Origin of the sequence: Acinetobacter sp. EKM10A (genome assembly GCF_011075215.1) — a bacterium.
Taxonomy (GTDB): domain Bacteria; phylum Pseudomonadota; class Gammaproteobacteria; order Pseudomonadales; family Moraxellaceae; genus Acinetobacter; species Acinetobacter baumannii.
The window spans coordinates 72,627-89,211 of record NZ_JAALLK010000015.1; the positions used below are offsets into that span (position 1 = coordinate 72,627).

Genomic DNA, 16,585 nt, shown 5'->3' on the forward strand with positions numbered 1-16,585 from the left:
TATCCTTAACCGTATAACTGTTCTAGACGTTTATGGGCACGTGCAATCGCAGCTTCAACCTGTTTTGGTGAAGTTCCGCCAATATGATCACGTGCATTTACCGAAGCTTCTAGTGTCAAAGCTTTATCAAATACGTCTGCTGTAATTAGGTCAGAGAATTGTTGTAATTGCTCAAGTGTTAACTCAGATAAATCTTTTTCTTCAGCAACACCTAATGCAACAGCTTTACCTACAATTTCATGTGCATCACGGAACGCAACGCCTTTTTTCACTAAATAGTCAGCAAGGTCAGTTGCTGTAGAGAATCCGCGAAGAGCAGCTTCACGCATGATTTCAACATTTGGAACCAATGCAGGGATCATGTCAGCAAACGCCATGAGTGAACCACGAACGGTATCAATGGCATCAAATAAAGGTTCTTTATCTTCTTGGTTGTCTTTGTTGTAAGCCAGTGGTTGACCTTTCATAAGCGTAAGTAAGCTAATTAAGTCACCAAATACGCGGCCAGATTTACCACGGATGAGTTCTGGAACATCAGGGTTTTTCTTCTGCGGCATGATTGAAGAACCAGTACAGAAGCGATCAGGAATATTTACGAATTTAAACTGTGCAGAAGTCCAAAGAATAAGTTCTTCAGACATACGCGATAAATGCATCATGATTAAAGATGCTGCTGCATTAAATTCGATAGCAAAATCACGATCAGATACAGCATCAAGAGAGTTTTCAGATACAGCTTCAAAGCCTAGTAACTCTGCTGTATAAGCACGATCAATCGGGTAAGTTGTACCAGCGAGAGCCGCAGAACCAAGTGGCATACGGTTAACACGCTTACGGCAGTCTTGAAGACGTTCAGTATCACGAACTAACATTTCAAACCATGCCAACAAGTGATGGCCGAAAGTTACCGGTTGAGCTGTTTGTAAGTGTGTAAAGCCAGGCATAATAGTATTTACATTTTTGGCAGCCAAGCCCAACAAACCTTTTTGTAAACGCTCTAATAAGCCTAAAATGTCGTCAATTTCATCGCGGAGATAAAGACGGATATCAGTTGCAACTTGGTCGTTACGGCTACGGCCAGTGTGAAGTTTTTTACCTGTAATACCGATACGTTGAGTCAAACGTGATTCAATGTTCATGTGAACATCTTCAAGATCGATACGCCATTCAAAAGTTCCAGCTTCAATTTCTGCACGAATGGTGCTTAAACCTTCAATAATGTCGTCTCGTTCTGCTTCTGTCAGTACGCCAACTTTCGCAAGCATGGTAGCATGCGCAATAGAACCAGCGATGTCTTGCTTATAAAAACGCTGGTCAAATTGAACAGAGGCGGTAAATTCGGCTACAAAAGCATCCGTCGCTTCAGAAAAACGACCGCCCCACATACCTGAGGTTTGGTTTGGGGCTGCTGAATTAGGGGGATTTGAAGATGTGGTCATGGTGGCTCAGTAAAATAAAAAAGAGTATATCACTTGCCGAAGCTCAACAAACAAAGTTGTTTTCTACAGCATATCGAAATCAAAATTCCTCCTATTTTTTTACGAAAATTGATCGTTGGCAACATTTATTAGAATTAATTATCGCAAGTAATGTTTTAGCTCTGGTTTTAGCTTTGGCTGAAGCACAGTCTTGGCATGCATTAAACGGCTCACGTCTTTTACAATACATCATTTTTATTAACTGGGTGATTTTGTCTTTTTTTGCATTGGTTGAACATTTTCAGGATTTTTTTAGTCAGCTACAGCAAAAATATGCTTTGGTAATTGGCTTTGTTATGCTGCAAGCGATAGTTGTGGTAACCACGATAATAAGCAATTTTTTTCAGTTCGGAGTTTTGAAAAAAACATCTGTTATAGCGCAGGACTGGAGCATTTATTTTACCAATGTCCCTTTATATTTAAGTTATGGAATATTATTAGGGGCCTTTTGTCTGCGTTATTTATATGTTCGAGAACAATGGTTACACCAACAATATGCAGAATTAAATGCCCGTATTCAGGCAATGCAGGCTCGCATTCATCCTCATTTTTTATTTAATAGTTTAAATAATGTGGTGAGTTTAATAACGATAGATCCAGATAAAGCAGAAAGTATGTTAATTAGCCTGTCACGACTGTTTAGGGCGAGTTTTCAAGAATTAAAATTGGTGAGCTTGCATGAAGAAATTGAACTTAGTAAACAATATTTAATGATTGAGCAAATACGTTTGGGCGAGCGTTTAAAAATCGAATGGAAAGTGGAAATTGAACCTTTGCAATTAAAACAGGTCACTATTCCTTTATTGACATTACAACCTTTATTAGAGAATAGTATTTTTCATGGGGTAGAGCCAATGATGGGTAAAGCAACCATTGGGGTATTGGTTGAAATATTGCAAAATCAGGTCAGTATAGTCATTACCAACCCTTATACACACGATACAATAAATTCACGGAAAGGGCATGGAATCGCTCTTGAAAATGTTAAACAGCGCTTAAAAGCGTATTATGGGAATTCAGTGAGATTCCAGGTATATAAGGGTGAGGCTTTATATACCACTATTATGAGCTATCAATACCAATCAAAATAATAAGTCAGTCAGAGTTAACCATAAAAAAATGGACCAAGTTAACGGTGACAAGGAGGATGAATGAAGGTGCTAATTTGTGATGACGAACCACTTGCAGTGGAACGATTGTCACGTTTAGTTTCAAAGATGGGACATGAGGTTGTCGCAACAGCTCATCATGGCCAAGATGCCTTGGAACAGGCACGGCTTCATCACCCAGATGTGATTTTACTTGATATCCAGATGCCGGGTATGAATGGTCTCGTCTGTGCGGAGCAATTAAGCCAACTTAATCCTCGACCTGCCATAGTGTTTTGCACAGCTTATGATCAGCATGCATTGGAGGCATTTAAGTCACAAGCACAAGCTTATCTTCTTAAGCCCATTGATCCTCAAGAGCTGGAGCAGACATTTAAGCAATTAACCCAGCTAACGCAAGCGCAGCTCAGCGCTTTGCCTAAACCTGAGCTTTTACAGGATTTAAAAACACAACGTCATCAAATTGCTGCTAAAACCTATCGTGGGGTTGAGCTAATTCCTGTTGAAAATATCTATTACTTTTTAGCAGATCAGAAATATGTCACGGTACGTCATAAAAATGGCAGTGTATTGATTGACGAAACACTTAAAGAACTTGAAACTGAGTTCGCAGATCAGTTCATCCGTATTCACCGTAATGCATTGGTCTCGATTGCTTATTTAGATGGTTTAGAGCTAGTAAGTTCGGGCCAATATCAGGTTCGCTTACGTGGCTTAGATGAAAGACTTTCCGTAAGCCGCCGTCATTTATCTACCCTTAGAGAGCGGATACACCAACTTTAACCTGTATTCATCTTATTTTTGCTTGTGAGATTTTACTTGCAATTTTAAGGGATCAAGTTAAGTTTAGGGTGTATTGTTTGACCAGCCCATGCTTGAATTTATGAAAACCTTGAAAATTGCTACACGACAAAGCCCACTTGCTCTTTGGCAGGCAGAACATATTCGTGCCCGTTTACAGGAGCTTCACCCAGATTTAACGGTGGAGTTGGTCAAGTTTGTCACGCAGGGCGATAAAATTTTAGATACACCTTTAGCAAAAATTGGTGGCAAAGGGTTGTTCGTTAAAGAATTGGAAGCAGCACTTTTAGATGGTCGTGCGGATCTTGCTGTACATTCAATGAAAGATGTTCCGATGGCATTACCAGAAGGTTTAACTTTGGCCGTAATTTGCGAACGTGAAGATCCGTTAGATGCTTTTGTTTCGAATCAATTTGAAAAATTTGCTGATTTGCCGCAAGGAGCAAAAGTTGGCACCTCAAGTTTACGTCGTAAATCACAAATTTTAAAACAACGTCCAGATCTACAAATTATTGATTTACGTGGTAATGTCGGTACCCGCTTAGCGAAGCTAGACGATGGTCAATATGATGCCATTATCTTGGCGAGTGCTGGTTTAAAACGTTTAGGATTGGCAGAACGCATTCGCCACTGTATCGAGCCAAGTGTAAGTTTGCCTGCGGTTGGTCAGGGCGCTCTTGGTTTGGAATGCCGTGCAGATGATCAAGAAGTGTTGGCTTTAATTCAGCCACTTCTACACCCAGAGACAGATGTATGTGTACGTGCTGAGCGAGCATTCAATGCTTATCTTGAAGGTGGTTGTCAGGTGCCGATTGCAGGTTATGCAACACTCCAAGATGGTAAAATTCATATTGAAGGCCGTGTAGGTAGTGTTGATGGGCAAACATTATTACGGGCTGAGCTTACAGATGAAGCGAATAATGCTCAGCAATTAGGTGAAAACCTTGCTCGGAACTTACTTGATCAAGGCGCTGGTGATTTATTAAAGGCCCTCTACTAACGCTATGTTGTTTATTAATACCCGACCTGACTCGCGTGCGGCTGAATTAACTCATGCTTTGCAGAATAAGGGGTTTCAGGTCGAGTCTTTACCTCTTTTAGAACTGGTTGCTCAACCTTTTTCAGAATCACTCTCTCAACTCTATCAGCAGTTAACTGGTGCACAAGCGATTGTAGTGGTTAGTCCTACTGCTGTTGATGTGGGGATGCAGTATTTAGCACAAAGTGGTTTAAAAATAGATGAGCTAAAACATATTCAATGGATTGCGGTGGGACAGGCGACGGCTAATCGTCTTCACGACTATGGGATTGAAGCGCATGTTCCTGAGGTTGAAACTTCCGAGGGGATGCTTAACTTACCTCTCCTTCATCGTATGCAAAAATCAGGTAGCGTGGCTTTTTGGAGAGGTGAAGGCGGCCGTCAATTTATGATGGAAACTTTGCAACAGCAAGGAATTCAGATTTTAAATTTTGTTCTATATCGCCGGCAGTGTCCGCAAGCTTCATATTCGACATTCAAACATCTGACACAGAATTCAAATTATAATTTAGATAAATGGCTCGTCTTAATTACCAGTGAGGCGAGCTGGAAATACTGGTTAGAGCTTTGTTTAAAAAATAAGGCACAACCTGATTGCGTATATTTAGTTTTAGGACCACGCCTTTTTCAACTTGTTAAAGACTATCGCGATCAGCAACAAGCTCATTTTCACATTATTCAACTTGAAAATTTATCGCCTTCGGGGATGATTCATCACATTCAGGCATTATAAGGATTCGTATGAGAAAACTTGTTTCTATCATCATTTTGCTGGGCATCGCTTGGGTGGCTAAGCTCAGCTACGATATGTGGCAAATTTCTCGTACCGTCCCTGAACTTCAGCAAAGCTTGCTGCAATCTGAACAGCAATATGCCAATTTGAATGATCAATTGGTTGCTTTGCAAAGACAAATTCAAAATCAACCAAGTTATAATTCTAAAACAACGCCTTTAGCAACGACTGAAGTTGTTCAAACCGGAATTGCACCGACCGTATTAATTAAACAAAAATTAGAGTTAATCCAGTTTGCAATTGACCAACAGCAATTTATTTATGCTGTAGATCATCTAACCCAACTACAGCAAACCCTACCACAATATGGAATTGCTCCTGCATTACAACACAGCTTAAATCAGGCTCTTGAGCAAGATAAGCAGGCTATTCAACAGTTTGTGCTTGCTCAAAATCAGCGACATCAACTCATTGACGATTTACTCCAGAATATTGATAAAAATATTCAGCAAGCCTTAAAACAGCCTAAATTTGAGATGGACCAATCCGAGGCTGTGTCATGGTGGAAAAAATGGTTCCGTATTGAGAAAGTAGAAACGCCGTCTATTAATTTAATGAACCGAAGTGTAGTGCTTAAAGAAGTGCAATTAAGGCTGTTAATTGCTGAGCAAGCTTTAAACCAAGGAAAAATGGCTGAATATCAAAATGAGTTGCAGACAGTAATGCAAAAACTAAATGAATTACCCGATGCAACTAGCCAACAACTCAAAAACCGTATTGCTAAAGTGGCACATTTATCTGTAGTGCCTGTTCCTAAATTATCGACACTTGGTCTAATCGGCTCATAAGGAGGACACATGAAGCATCTCCTGGGGGTTTACTTTTTAATTAGCTTAGTCCTGTTTGCAGCCTTGGCCTTATTCAGTTATGGCTATGGTATGGGGTATGTCTATATTTACTGGCGGCAATTGCAATTGCAAACAAATGTATGGGGATTAGTCCTTACGTTTGTTGTGATGAGCTTTATTGCTCAGGTGATATGGCTTTGGATTAAGCGTTATTCTTCTCGGGAACAAAGAAAGAGAGAGAATATTTTTCAGTTTAAAAATCTTCATCCATATGAACAATTAGGTATTGTCTGGTTATTAGAGGCTGCTGAAGATCAACGGGTATTTATCGAACGTGTTTTTACTCAATCAGGCCTTCTAAAAAATATTATTGATGCCAAATTTCTAGTTTTAAGTGGAGATTACCAAAAAGCTTTAGAGGCCTTGGATCAATCCCCACCAATGGCTTTTGAGTTAGCAGAATTACAGCGTATTGAAATATTCTTGGCACAAAACGAAGCTGAACGTGCCTTAACCCATCTTGAGTTTTTATATCAGCATCAGTTATCGCCATGGCTTGAAGAAATTGAGACAGCATATCAACAACGTTTAACGGCGCTTTGGGGCCAGCTTGCTTTACAACAACCATGGGTATACTTGCGTTCTATGAAATATGGTTTGTTGGACGCTGAACATCGTGATTTATGGCTACAACAACTTCTTCAACAGTTTGATCAAGCTTCAATTGATGATTTACAAGCACTGCAACAGCGCTATCTGGATTTAGAGTCAGAAATTCAAACCAGACCTTATAGCAGTAAATTGTTATGGTTAAAACTTTTGGCCCGTATGCCAGAAATGAGTATTCAGCATGAAGCATTAACCTTGCATTTACTCAAAGAGCAATTCGATCCGGACGTATTTTACTTATGGTTTCAGCAACAATTGCTTAAGCAGGTTCCTGACTATGCCGATGTTGAAGAAAAGATTAATCAATTTGAATCTCAATATATGAATTTGCCAGTTTTAACATTTGCAAAATGGCATGTTTACATGGCAACAGGTCGTCAAGCTGAAGCAGAAATATTATTAAGTTTATACCCTGATAATATTTTAATGAGCTATTTACGTATTAAATCAACCTTAAAAGAAGATGATGAGTTAATCAAACAGTTAAACCTAATCTTTGAAAATGATGCGAATTTTTTAAAATTTAAAATCTGAGGTAAAAATGAAAGAACTGTCTGTCTACCCTGTAATATACGACCAGAAAGTAGCATGGGGAGATATGGATGCTTTTGGTCATGTCAATAATGTGCAATATTATAGATATATTGAAAGCTCACGTATTTTATATATGGAAAATGTAAATATATTGACTCCAAATATATATACTGTTGTTGCTTCAAGTCAGTGCAAATATTTAAAACCTGTGTTTTATCCAGATGTATTGAAAGTAGGGGTTCGTGTAGAAGAGCTACGTAAGAGCGCGTTCCGTATGGCTTATATATTATGGAGTGAATCTCAGCAGCAAATCGTTGCTACAGGTGAAGCAGTTATGGTTTGTGTGAATAAAATGACAGGATTAAAATGTGAAATACCAAGTGAAGTAAAAAGTAAAATTATTGAATTAGAAAAATCAGTGGGGCATGATTTAATACATTTAGCTTAAATAAATATTAAGAAAATATATTACAATTATAATTACTAATGTAATTAAAAAGTAAATTTATAGCGTTATTCTGATGAACTTGACTTTCAAACTATTGCTTATTGAATAGATTATAAATACTATTGGTTATGATTTAATGTTTTTAAATTTTGTCTGTATTATTTGAATTGTCAGTAAGACTGGAGTATTTATTAATGAAACCGGATATTAGTGAATTATCTGTTGAAGAGTTAAAACGCTTACAAGAAGAAGCAGAAGCTTTAATTGCAAGCAAAAAAGATCAAGCAATCGAAGATGCTTATAATCAAATTATCGAAATTGCTGAAAATGTAGGTTTTAGTGTTGAACAGCTTCTAGAATTTGGCGCTCAAAAACGTAAGAAAACAACACGTAAATCTGTAGAACCACGTTACCGTAACAAAAACAATGCTGAAGAGACTTGGACTGGTCGCGGTAAACAACCACGTTGGTTAGTTGCTGAAATTGAAAAAGGTGCAAAACTTGAAGATTTCTTAATCTAATTGTATTGCCTCTTAAAAAGCCAAGCGATTCTGCTTGGCTTTTTTATTTTTAAAAGAATTAAAAAAATTTATTTTAAATATGAATATTCAATAAGGTGCTTGAATTCCTAATTAAGAGCATTGTTGAGACTAAATTTTCATTTAGCAAGATCAATCGTAAATTTCATGATTTTGTCATACGTTCAACTTATAGTCTTTAGCGAGACGCCAAGCCCGATTGCTTGGTTTTTTTATATGAAGTGAATTGGCGATGTTGAAAAAGTATGCATAATGTCAGACTAGAGAGGAACTCTCATATAAGGATGATAATTTGCATGTTGGTAAGGCTGAATGAAGAAAAAGTCTAAGCAATGGAAGTGGTGGTTTTTTGCCCTCATTGCATTTTTAATTTTTATTATTTTACAGATTCCGGCGACTTGGCTTATCTCTAAATTTTCAAAGAATAATCAAACTGTCCATAATGTAAGTGGCAACATCTGGCAGGGGCAGGCAGACTGGCACCGTGGGGCGTTACGAGGCACTATCCACTGGAAAACGAGACCGCTAGACTTACTTTTATTACGCTTTGCTGCAGATGTTGATATTCATAGTGGTAATACGCAATTAACGGGGATTATGGCGTATGGTTTTGGAAAAAAAGTTATTGTAAGGGATATGAATGGCCAGATTGCTCCAGAAACACTGAAGCAAATTGTAAATTGGCAATGGCCTGTAAACAGTATTCAACTTAAAGATATCCAATTTAATTATAAAAAAGAGCAAGGCTTTGCGGCAGTTGATGGGCAATTGCATTGGGGTGGTGGGGCGCTCATTTATAATATTGGTGATCGTCAAGATCGTATGAATATGCCTTCTTTAAGTGGGCAATTAACTGACCAGAACGGACAGCTACAAGTGGACATCCGTGATCAGCGTAATCAAAAAATGGCCAATCTTTTACTAGATGCCAATATGATGCTGGATGTTCAGCTCACACAGCGTTTATTACTCAATGTTCCATCATATGACGGTAAAGCTGGTTTGGATACTTTTGTCATTAGTTCTCGCCAACCATTATTACAAGGTGGTAACTAATGAAAGTATGGATTGATAAATTACAGCAATTGCAATGGCAAAAATTAGATCGACTGAGTGTAGTGGTCCTTGCCATTTTAATTTTATGGTTATGCTGGAAACTCGCTTCATTTTTTTGGTTGGTGATTGCGCCTCCTCAACTGATGCAATTTGATCGGGTAGAACTCGGTTCTCAACAACCACAAATACCAAATATTAGTACTTTTTCACTTTTTAACGAACCTTCTGCCAATGCGGCTCAAGAAAGCGTGAATTTAGAATTGCAGGGTGTAATGGTCGGCTATCCAAACCGGTTTTCCTCTGCTGTTATTAAAATTGACAATACTGCTGAGCGTTATCGAGTTGGTGAAACCATTGGTTCAACTTCTTACCAATTGGCAGAGGTGTATTGGGATCATGTTGTGTTGAGTCAAGGAAATGGCAGTACCCGTGAACTTCAGTTCAAAGGTTTGCCAAATGGTTTATATCAACCGATGACTCCGGATGCTTCACAACAAAGTGCTACACCGTCTCAACCTACAGAGCCTATGAATACGGCCCAACAGGCATTGGGACAAGCGATCCAGCAGATGCAAGGTAACCGAGAGCAGTATCTCCGAGATATGGGGGTAAGTGGTAACTCAGGTGAAGGCTATGAAGTTACAGAACGTACACCGACTGCACTTAGAAATAAGTTAGGTTTAAGACCTGGCGATCGAATTGTCTCTTTGAATGGTCAAACGGTTGGGCAAGGGCAAACGGATGTGCAATTACTTGAGCAGGCTCGTCGAGCAGGGCAAGTAAAAATAGAAATAAAACGTGGTGATCAAGTGATGACCATACAACAAAATTTTTAGTGATAACACGTCACCATAAGAGTTAGGAAATATCGCGAGTTATGGCTTTATTGAATCATCAACGTCCACTTTGGGCATTACTTGCAGCAGCCCCATTGATTGCGACAGTAAGTAGCAGTGCCTATGCCCAAACATGGAAGATCAATTTACGTGATGCTGACTTAACTGCCTTTATTAATGAAGTTGCAGACATTACAGGAAAGAACTTCGCTGTAGATCCGAGAGTACGTGGTAATGTCACGGTTATTTCTAATAAGCCATTAAATAAAGATGAAGTTTATGACCTATTTCTTGGGGTCTTAAATGTAAACGGGGTGGTTGCAATTCCTTCTGGTAATACCATTAAGCTTGTACCGGATAGCAATGTTAAAAACTCGGGAATTCCTTATGATTCTAGAAATAGGGTCCGTGGTGATCAAATCGTTACACGTGTGATTTGGCTGGAAAATACTAATCCAAATGACTTAATTCCAGCACTCCGTCCCTTAATGCCGCAATTTGCACATATGGCGGCAATTGCAGGAACCAATGCACTTATTGTTTCTGATAGAGCTGCGAATATTTATCAACTTGAAAATATTATTCGTAACTTGGATGGAACTGGGCAAAATGATATTGAAGCGATCACGCTTCAGTCGAGCCAAGCAGAAGAAATTATTACCCAGCTTGAAGCGATGAGCGCAACAGGTGCATCTAAAGATTTTAGTGGTGCCCGTATTCGTATTATTGCTGATAATCGGACAAACCGTATTTTAATAAAAGGTGATCCGCAAACACGTAAACGTATTCGTCATATGATTGAGATGCTGGATGTACCTTCGGCAGACCGTTTAGGTGGCTTAAAAGTTTTCCGTTTGAAATATGCCAGTGCTAAAAACTTGTCTGAAATTTTGCAAGGCTTAGTCACAGGACAGGCAGTATCTTCATCGAATAATAGTAATAATTCATCTAACTCATCGAATCCGATTAATAGTTTAATTGGTAATAACCAGAATTCTGGTTCAAATACATCGGGTTCAAGTGGTACCTCAATTTCAACTCCTGCAATTAACCTAAACGGTAATTCGAACAGTAGTAATCAGAACAATATCACCAGCTTTAATCAAAACGGTGTGAGTATTATTGCAGATAATGCTCAGAACTCATTGGTAGTTAAAGCTGATCCCCAATTAATGCGTGAAATTGAGTCTGCGATTCAGCAACTTGACGTTCGCCGTCAACAAGTACTCATCGAAGCTGCAATTATTGAAGTCTCTGGTAAAGATGCGGATCAGTTAGGGGTGCAATGGGCTCTTGGTGATATTAATAGTGGTATAGGCTTGATTAACTTTACAAATGCAGGTTCAAGTTTAGCTTCGCTGGCAGCTGGCTATTTAACAGGAGGAGCTGCTGGTTTGGGAAGCGCAATTGGTGCTGGTAGCTCAATCGCATTAGGAAAATATAAAGAAGGTGCAGATGGTTCTCGTCAACTTTATGGAGCCCTAATCCAAGCTTTAAAAGAGAATACAGCTTCTAATTTATTGTCTACTCCCTCTATTGTGACTATGGATAATGAGGAGGCTTATATTGTTGTAGGTCAAAACGTTCCATTTGTAACAGGTTCGGTCACTACCAATAGTACAGGTATCAATCCCTATACAACTGTGGAGCGTAAAGATGTCGGTGTAACATTAAAAGTCATTCCTCATATTGGTGAGAATGGTACAGTTCGCCTTGAAATTGAACAGGAAGTTTCAAATGTTCAAGCAAGTAAAGGACAAGCTGCGGACTTAATTACTAATAAACGTGCTATTAAAACGGCTGTATTAGCCGAACATGGCCAAACAGTAGTTTTAGGTGGTTTGGTTTCAGATGACGTTGAGTTTAACCGTCAGGGCATTCCTGGTTTAAGTAGTATTCCTTATTTAGGACGTTTATTCCGCTCAGATACTCGAAGCAATACTAAACGTAACCTTCTCGTTTTTATTCACCCAACAATTGTGGGCGATGCAAATGATGTACGCCGTTTATCTCAGCAGCGCTATAATCAACTTTATAGCTTGCAATTGGCTATGGATAAAAATGGCAACTTTGCAAAATTACCTGAGCAAGTTGATGATATTTATAACCAAAAAATGACCCCGCCGAGTATCGCCTCTAAGCCAAAAAATTATCAACAGGTTCCATCAGGTGGTAAAAGTTCGACCATAACTACGCCGGTAGCTGTAGAACCTACCGTCCAAAAGCAAACACTACAGTTGCCTGATCCAGAAATTAATCGTACTAAAAATACAGTAACAACAACGACACTGCGTCCAAGCACAGCGCCGTAGTAGCATGTTATGATTAATAAAAAATGAATAGGACATAGGCATGACTTGGAAATTACAAGCAATTACTGGTGAATTTACTGGCCAAGAAATTAATGTTGATCGTGATATGTTGGTGGGACGTCATCAAGATGCCGATTTATTACTACAGGCTGCTGAAATTTCACGACGCCATGCAGCATTGCTGTTAAAAGATCAAGCGCTATGGGTGCAAGACCTTAATTCATCGAATGGTACGTTTGTAAACGATATTCGTATTGAGCAAGAAAAACAGTTGCATGATGGTGATATTGTTCAATTCGCAAGTTTAAAATTTTCAGTTTTCGCCCCTGCACAAGAAAATACTGATTTAGCTGAAATTGAGGTGGAGCCAGTACAAACTGCACCAACACAAGATTTAAGCGATCAAGGTATGCCAAGTATTGCGGAGCGTGCAGCGGAAACTGAAGTGAGTCGTGATGGAATGCCTCAGCGAGTTTCTGTGCCAAAACCAGCACCGATTCCTGAAGGGGTAGATATTCATGCTCAGCCAGAACAAACCCCTGTTGCTATTGAGGAGCCAGTTTCTCGGGTTACTGAAGAGAAAGAGCAGCAAAAGAATGCATCTATTGGTCTAGTGACCATTATTATTTTAGTGATTTTAGCTGTATTGGCGTGGTTATTCTTTAAATAATTCGTTGGTGCTTTTACAATCAAGGCATGCTAAACGCATGCCTTTTTAATTTTGAGTAGAAGAAAATGTCTGTTGCACAACTAAGTAAGCGCGATTTAATTTTATTTGACCTAGATGGAACGTTGGTTGACTCCGCTGCCGATTTATATCGGTCTATGAACTTAAGTCTGCAATCACTCAGTTGGCCATCGGTAACAGAAGCACAAATACGGGAATGGGTAGGTAAAGGGGCTTCAAAACTTTGTGAAAGTGTTCTGCTTCATATATTTGGAAAATTAGATGTTGAACAACATAAAGTTTTATTACAGAAATTTGTAGAGGTATATGGTGCGGAGCTGTGTGTGAATACTCAAATTTACCCAGGTGTACCTGAGTTTTTAAAACATTGCCAAACTTTAAATATCAAAATGGCATGTGTGACTAATAAGCCTGTCAAACTTGCTCAAGGGTTACTGGATGCGCTAGAGCTTTCTTCTTATTTTCAAGTTGTACTTGGAGGAGATAGCTTACCTGAAAGAAAGCCTCACCCACTACCATTATTGCATTGCATGGAAAGCCTAAAAATATCTGCTTCACAATCATTAATGATTGGCGACTCAAGTAATGATATTGAAGCCGCACGCCGTGCTGGAATTGATTGTATTGTGGTTAGCTATGGCTATAATCATGGAGAGAATATCTATGATTGCCAACCTCAGCAAGTTGTTGATAGTCTTGCTGAGTTAATTGTCTAATGAAGAAAATGGAGATAAGAATGAATAAGCGTATGGTTTTTCGATGGCGTGTCTAAACCGAATCTAGAAAAACACACTTTTAAATCGAAACCATATTAGAGAAGATTCATGACAACATTAGCGCAATTCGAGCAACTTAAGGCTGCTGGTTACAATACCATTCCTGTTTATCGTCAACGTTTAGCGGATACAGAAACCCCATTATCTGTTTTTGCTCGTTTTAAGGATCAAACACAGGCTTACTTATTTGAGTCTGTTGAAGGGGGCGAAAACTGGGCGCGCTACTCTATGATTGGTTTAGGCGAATCAACAGTTTTTTCCTGTAACGCTGGCGTTTTATCTATACAACATGCTGACGGATCAGTAACACAGCAAAATTGTCTAGACCCATTCCAATATATCCGTGAATTCCAAAAACAATTTAAAGTTCCTGCGGCTAAACTCTTACCGGACTTACCAAGCTTTACGGGCGGTTTGGTGGGTTATTTGGGCTACGATGCTGTCCGCTATATCGAGCCACGTTTAAAGAATGTACCTGCGGTTGATCCGATTGCGCTACCAGATTTATGGTTGATGCTCTCAAAGACAGTCATTGTTTTTGACAATCTTAAAGATACGCTATTTTTAATTGTGCATGCGGATACAGAGCAGAGTAATGCTTATGAAGACGCTCAGCAAAAATTAGATCAATTAGAACAGTTGTTGGCGACTCCAGTTAGTTTGCAAGCGCGACCACATACGCCTCCGCATTTTGAATCAATTACTGGTAAAGCAAAATTCTTAGAGACGGTAGAGAAGGTTAAAGAGTATATCCGTGCAGGCGATGTGATGCAGGTTGTACCTGGGCAGCGTATGGTTTCTGATTTTGATGGAGAAGCTTTACAGGTTTACCGTGCATTACGTCATTTAAATCCATCACCTTATCTATTCTTGGTTCAAGGGCAAACGATTACTGATAAAAAACCATTTCATATTGTTGGCTCATCACCGGAAATTTTATCTCGTTTAGAAAATGGTATTGCTACAGTTCGACCTTTGGCAGGAACTAGACCGCGCGGTAAAACTAAAGAAGAAGATATAGCATTAGAAAAAGATTTGCTGTCTGATGAAAAGGAGATTGCTGAACATTTAATGCTGATTGATCTTGGGCGAAATGATGTAGGGCGCGTATCGAAGATAGGTAAAGTCCAAGTTACGGATCAAATGGTGATTGAGCGCTATTCACATGTCATGCATATTGTTTCAAATGTACAAGGTGAAGTGCGTGATGATATTGATGCACTTGATGTATTTAAAGCCACCTTTCCGGCAGGAACGTTATCAGGTGCCCCAAAAATTCGCGCAATGGAAATTATTGATGAAGTAGAGCCTGTGAAAAGGGGAGTTTTTGGCGGGGCTGTTGGTTATTTGGGATGGCATGGTGAAATGGATATGTCGATTGCAATCCGTACTTGTGTTATCCGTGACAAAAAGGTGTATGTACAGGCTGGTGCAGGGCTGGTTGCTGACTCAAATCCGGAATCTGAGTGGAATGAAACCCAAATAAAAGCTCGCGCAGTGATCAAAGCGGTTGAATTATCGTCAAACGGATTGATTTTATGAGTTTTTAGCGGTTTTTTTTAAAAAACCGCTTGCATCGTTTGGAAGTTTTGCTAAACTGCACACCGTTCCGATACGAAACGTACGAAACACTAAGAAACGCCGGCATAGCTCAGTTGGTAGAGCAACTGACTTGTAATCAGTAGGTCCACAGTTCGAATCCGTGTGCCGGCACCATTTTAAAGTGTTAAGTTAATTGAGTAAAGAACGGCACTGTAGATAAGTGCGATATTGGTGAGATTCCCGAGCGGCCAAAGGGGGCAGACTGTAACTCTGTTGCGAAAGCTTCGAAGGTTCGAATCCTTCTCTCACCACCATCTCTAAACTTCGAGTGAAGTGGTTATTACCAACGTTGCGGGAGTAGCTCAGTTGGTAGAGCGGCAGCCTTCCAAGCTGCATGTCGCGAGTTCGATCCTCGTCTCCCGCTCCATCGAAGGATAGTCGCTCTTATAGCTCAGTGGTAGAGCACTCCCTTGGTAAGGGAGAGGTCTCGAGTTCAAATCTCGATAAGAGCTCCAGATATTAAAGTTTAATGTGGATTTCCACAAAGTTTTCAAAAAGCAGGCTATATAGTCTGCTTTTCAAGTATTAGGTGTCTAGTTTTTTTAGGCGATATGTCGATAAACTGAGTTAGCTCAGCGCCATTTGTAGGTGGTTCGACGTAAACGAGGAAGATCATCATGGCTAAAGCCAAGTTTGAACGTAATAAACCACACGTAAACGTGGGTACAATCGGTCACGTTGACCATGGTAAAACAACTTTAACTGCTGCGATTGCAACAATTTGTGCAAAAACTTACGGCGGTGAAGCGAAAGATTACTCACAAATCGACTCAGCACCTGAAGAAAAAGCACGTGGTATTACAATTAATACATCACACGTAGAATACGATTCTCCAACTCGTCACTACGCACACGTTGACTGCCCAGGCCACGCCGACTACGTTAAAAACATGATCACTGGTGCTGCTCAGATGGACGGCGCGATCCTTGTATGTGCTGCAACTGACGGTCCAATGCCACAAACTCGTGAGCACATCCTTCTTTCTCGTCAGGTAGGTGTACCTTACATCATCGTATTCTTAAACAAATGCGACCTTGTTGATGACGAAGAATTACTTGAATTAGTAGAAATGGAAGTACGTGAACTTCTTTCTACTTATGACTTCCCAGGTGATGA

General features: G+C 39.6%; 16 protein-coding genes and 4 tRNA genes. 19 read left to right on the top strand and 1 reads right to left on the bottom strand.

Translation table 11 applies throughout. The features are described 5' to 3' along the window. Positions 1-5 precede the first annotated feature (5 nt). Entirely contained in the window at positions 6-1,439 is a 1,434-nt protein-coding gene (argH, locus tag G9371_RS15855; protein WP_000213741.1) for an argininosuccinate lyase, read from the bottom strand. On the opposite strand from argH, the gene G9371_RS15860 reads away from it, so the two are divergent. From G9371_RS15860 to G9371_RS15950, 19 genes are all read left to right on the top strand, one after another. Further along, on the top strand, positions 1,430-2,569 hold the full coding sequence (locus G9371_RS15860) for a sensor histidine kinase (RefSeq protein ID WP_000269787.1): 1,140 nt from the start codon (positions 1,430-1,432) through the stop codon (positions 2,567-2,569). The two genes, argH and G9371_RS15860, sit on opposite strands and share 10 nt — an antisense overlap. A 60-nt stretch (positions 2,570-2,629) precedes the next feature. After that, positions 2,630-3,370 carry a LytR/AlgR family response regulator transcription factor gene (locus G9371_RS15865; protein ID WP_000865993.1) on the top strand — a complete coding sequence of 247 codons (741 nt, stop codon included), beginning with the start codon at positions 2,630-2,632 and terminating at the stop codon, positions 3,368-3,370. Between the two features lie 100 nt (positions 3,371-3,470). Then, a complete protein-coding gene (gene hemC / locus G9371_RS15870; RefSeq protein WP_002159654.1) occupies positions 3,471-4,388 on the top strand; it encodes a hydroxymethylbilane synthase in 918 nt (305 codons plus the stop codon). Between the two features lie 4 nt (positions 4,389-4,392). Next, positions 4,393-5,160: a uroporphyrinogen-III synthase gene (locus G9371_RS15875; protein ID WP_000897417.1), complete on the top strand. Its 768-nt coding sequence runs from the start codon at positions 4,393-4,395 to the stop codon at positions 5,158-5,160. Positions 5,161-5,168: 8 nt separating this feature from the next. Beyond that, on the top strand, positions 5,169-6,008 hold the full coding sequence (locus G9371_RS15880; protein WP_029424458.1) for a hypothetical protein: 840 nt from the start codon (positions 5,169-5,171) through the stop codon (positions 6,006-6,008). 9 nt (positions 6,009-6,017) lie between these two features. Beyond that, on the top strand, positions 6,018-7,211 hold the full coding sequence (locus G9371_RS15885) for a membrane protein (protein WP_029424457.1): 1,194 nt from the start codon (positions 6,018-6,020) through the stop codon (positions 7,209-7,211). Between the two features lie 7 nt (positions 7,212-7,218). Then, positions 7,219-7,659, top strand: a complete 441-nt coding sequence (locus G9371_RS15890) for an acyl-CoA thioesterase (protein WP_000661569.1) — start codon at positions 7,219-7,221, stop codon at positions 7,657-7,659. A 194-nt stretch (positions 7,660-7,853) separates the two neighbouring features. Further along, on the top strand, positions 7,854-8,180 hold the full coding sequence (locus tag G9371_RS15895) for an H-NS family nucleoid-associated regulatory protein (protein WP_000801427.1): 327 nt from the start codon (positions 7,854-7,856) through the stop codon (positions 8,178-8,180). 330 nt (positions 8,181-8,510) lie between these two features. After that, complete coding sequence (gspN, locus tag G9371_RS15900; protein WP_000730343.1) at positions 8,511-9,254, top strand: type II secretion system protein N; 744 nt, start codon at positions 8,511-8,513, stop codon at positions 9,252-9,254. Then, positions 9,254-10,090 carry a type II secretion system protein N gene (locus G9371_RS15905; RefSeq protein ID WP_000870031.1) on the top strand — a complete coding sequence of 279 codons (837 nt, stop codon included), beginning with the start codon at positions 9,254-9,256 and terminating at the stop codon, positions 10,088-10,090. The genes gspN and G9371_RS15905 overlap by 1 nt, the downstream gene beginning before the upstream one ends. Before the next feature lie 41 nt (positions 10,091-10,131). Further along, positions 10,132-12,402: a type II secretion system secretin GspD gene (gene gspD, locus G9371_RS15910; RefSeq protein WP_001196431.1), complete on the top strand. Its 2,271-nt coding sequence runs from the start codon at positions 10,132-10,134 to the stop codon at positions 12,400-12,402. A 40-nt stretch (positions 12,403-12,442) separates the two neighbouring features. After that, complete coding sequence (locus G9371_RS15915; protein ID WP_000219964.1) at positions 12,443-13,072, top strand: FHA domain-containing protein; 630 nt, start codon at positions 12,443-12,445, stop codon at positions 13,070-13,072. A 65-nt stretch (positions 13,073-13,137) separates the two neighbouring features. Further along, on the top strand, positions 13,138-13,806 hold the full coding sequence (locus G9371_RS15920) for a phosphoglycolate phosphatase (protein WP_000109465.1): 669 nt from the start codon (positions 13,138-13,140) through the stop codon (positions 13,804-13,806). Positions 13,807-13,914: 108 nt separating this feature from the next. Continuing rightward, positions 13,915-15,408, top strand: coding sequence for an anthranilate synthase component I (trpE, locus tag G9371_RS15925; RefSeq protein ID WP_029424456.1), 1,494 nt, complete (start codon positions 13,915-13,917; stop codon positions 15,406-15,408). Between the two features lie 98 nt (positions 15,409-15,506). Further along, positions 15,507-15,582, top strand: a tRNA-Thr gene (locus G9371_RS15930). Between the two features lie 56 nt (positions 15,583-15,638). Further along, a tRNA-Tyr gene (locus G9371_RS15935) sits at positions 15,639-15,722 on the top strand. Between the two features lie 37 nt (positions 15,723-15,759). Beyond that, positions 15,760-15,835 (top strand) — tRNA-Gly (locus G9371_RS15940). A 13-nt stretch (positions 15,836-15,848) separates the two neighbouring features. Then, positions 15,849-15,923 (top strand) — tRNA-Thr (locus G9371_RS15945). A 162-nt stretch (positions 15,924-16,085) separates the two neighbouring features. Then, the coding region (locus G9371_RS15950; protein ID WP_031964303.1) for a GTP-binding protein at positions 16,086-16,585 on the top strand (500 nt) is incomplete at its 3' end.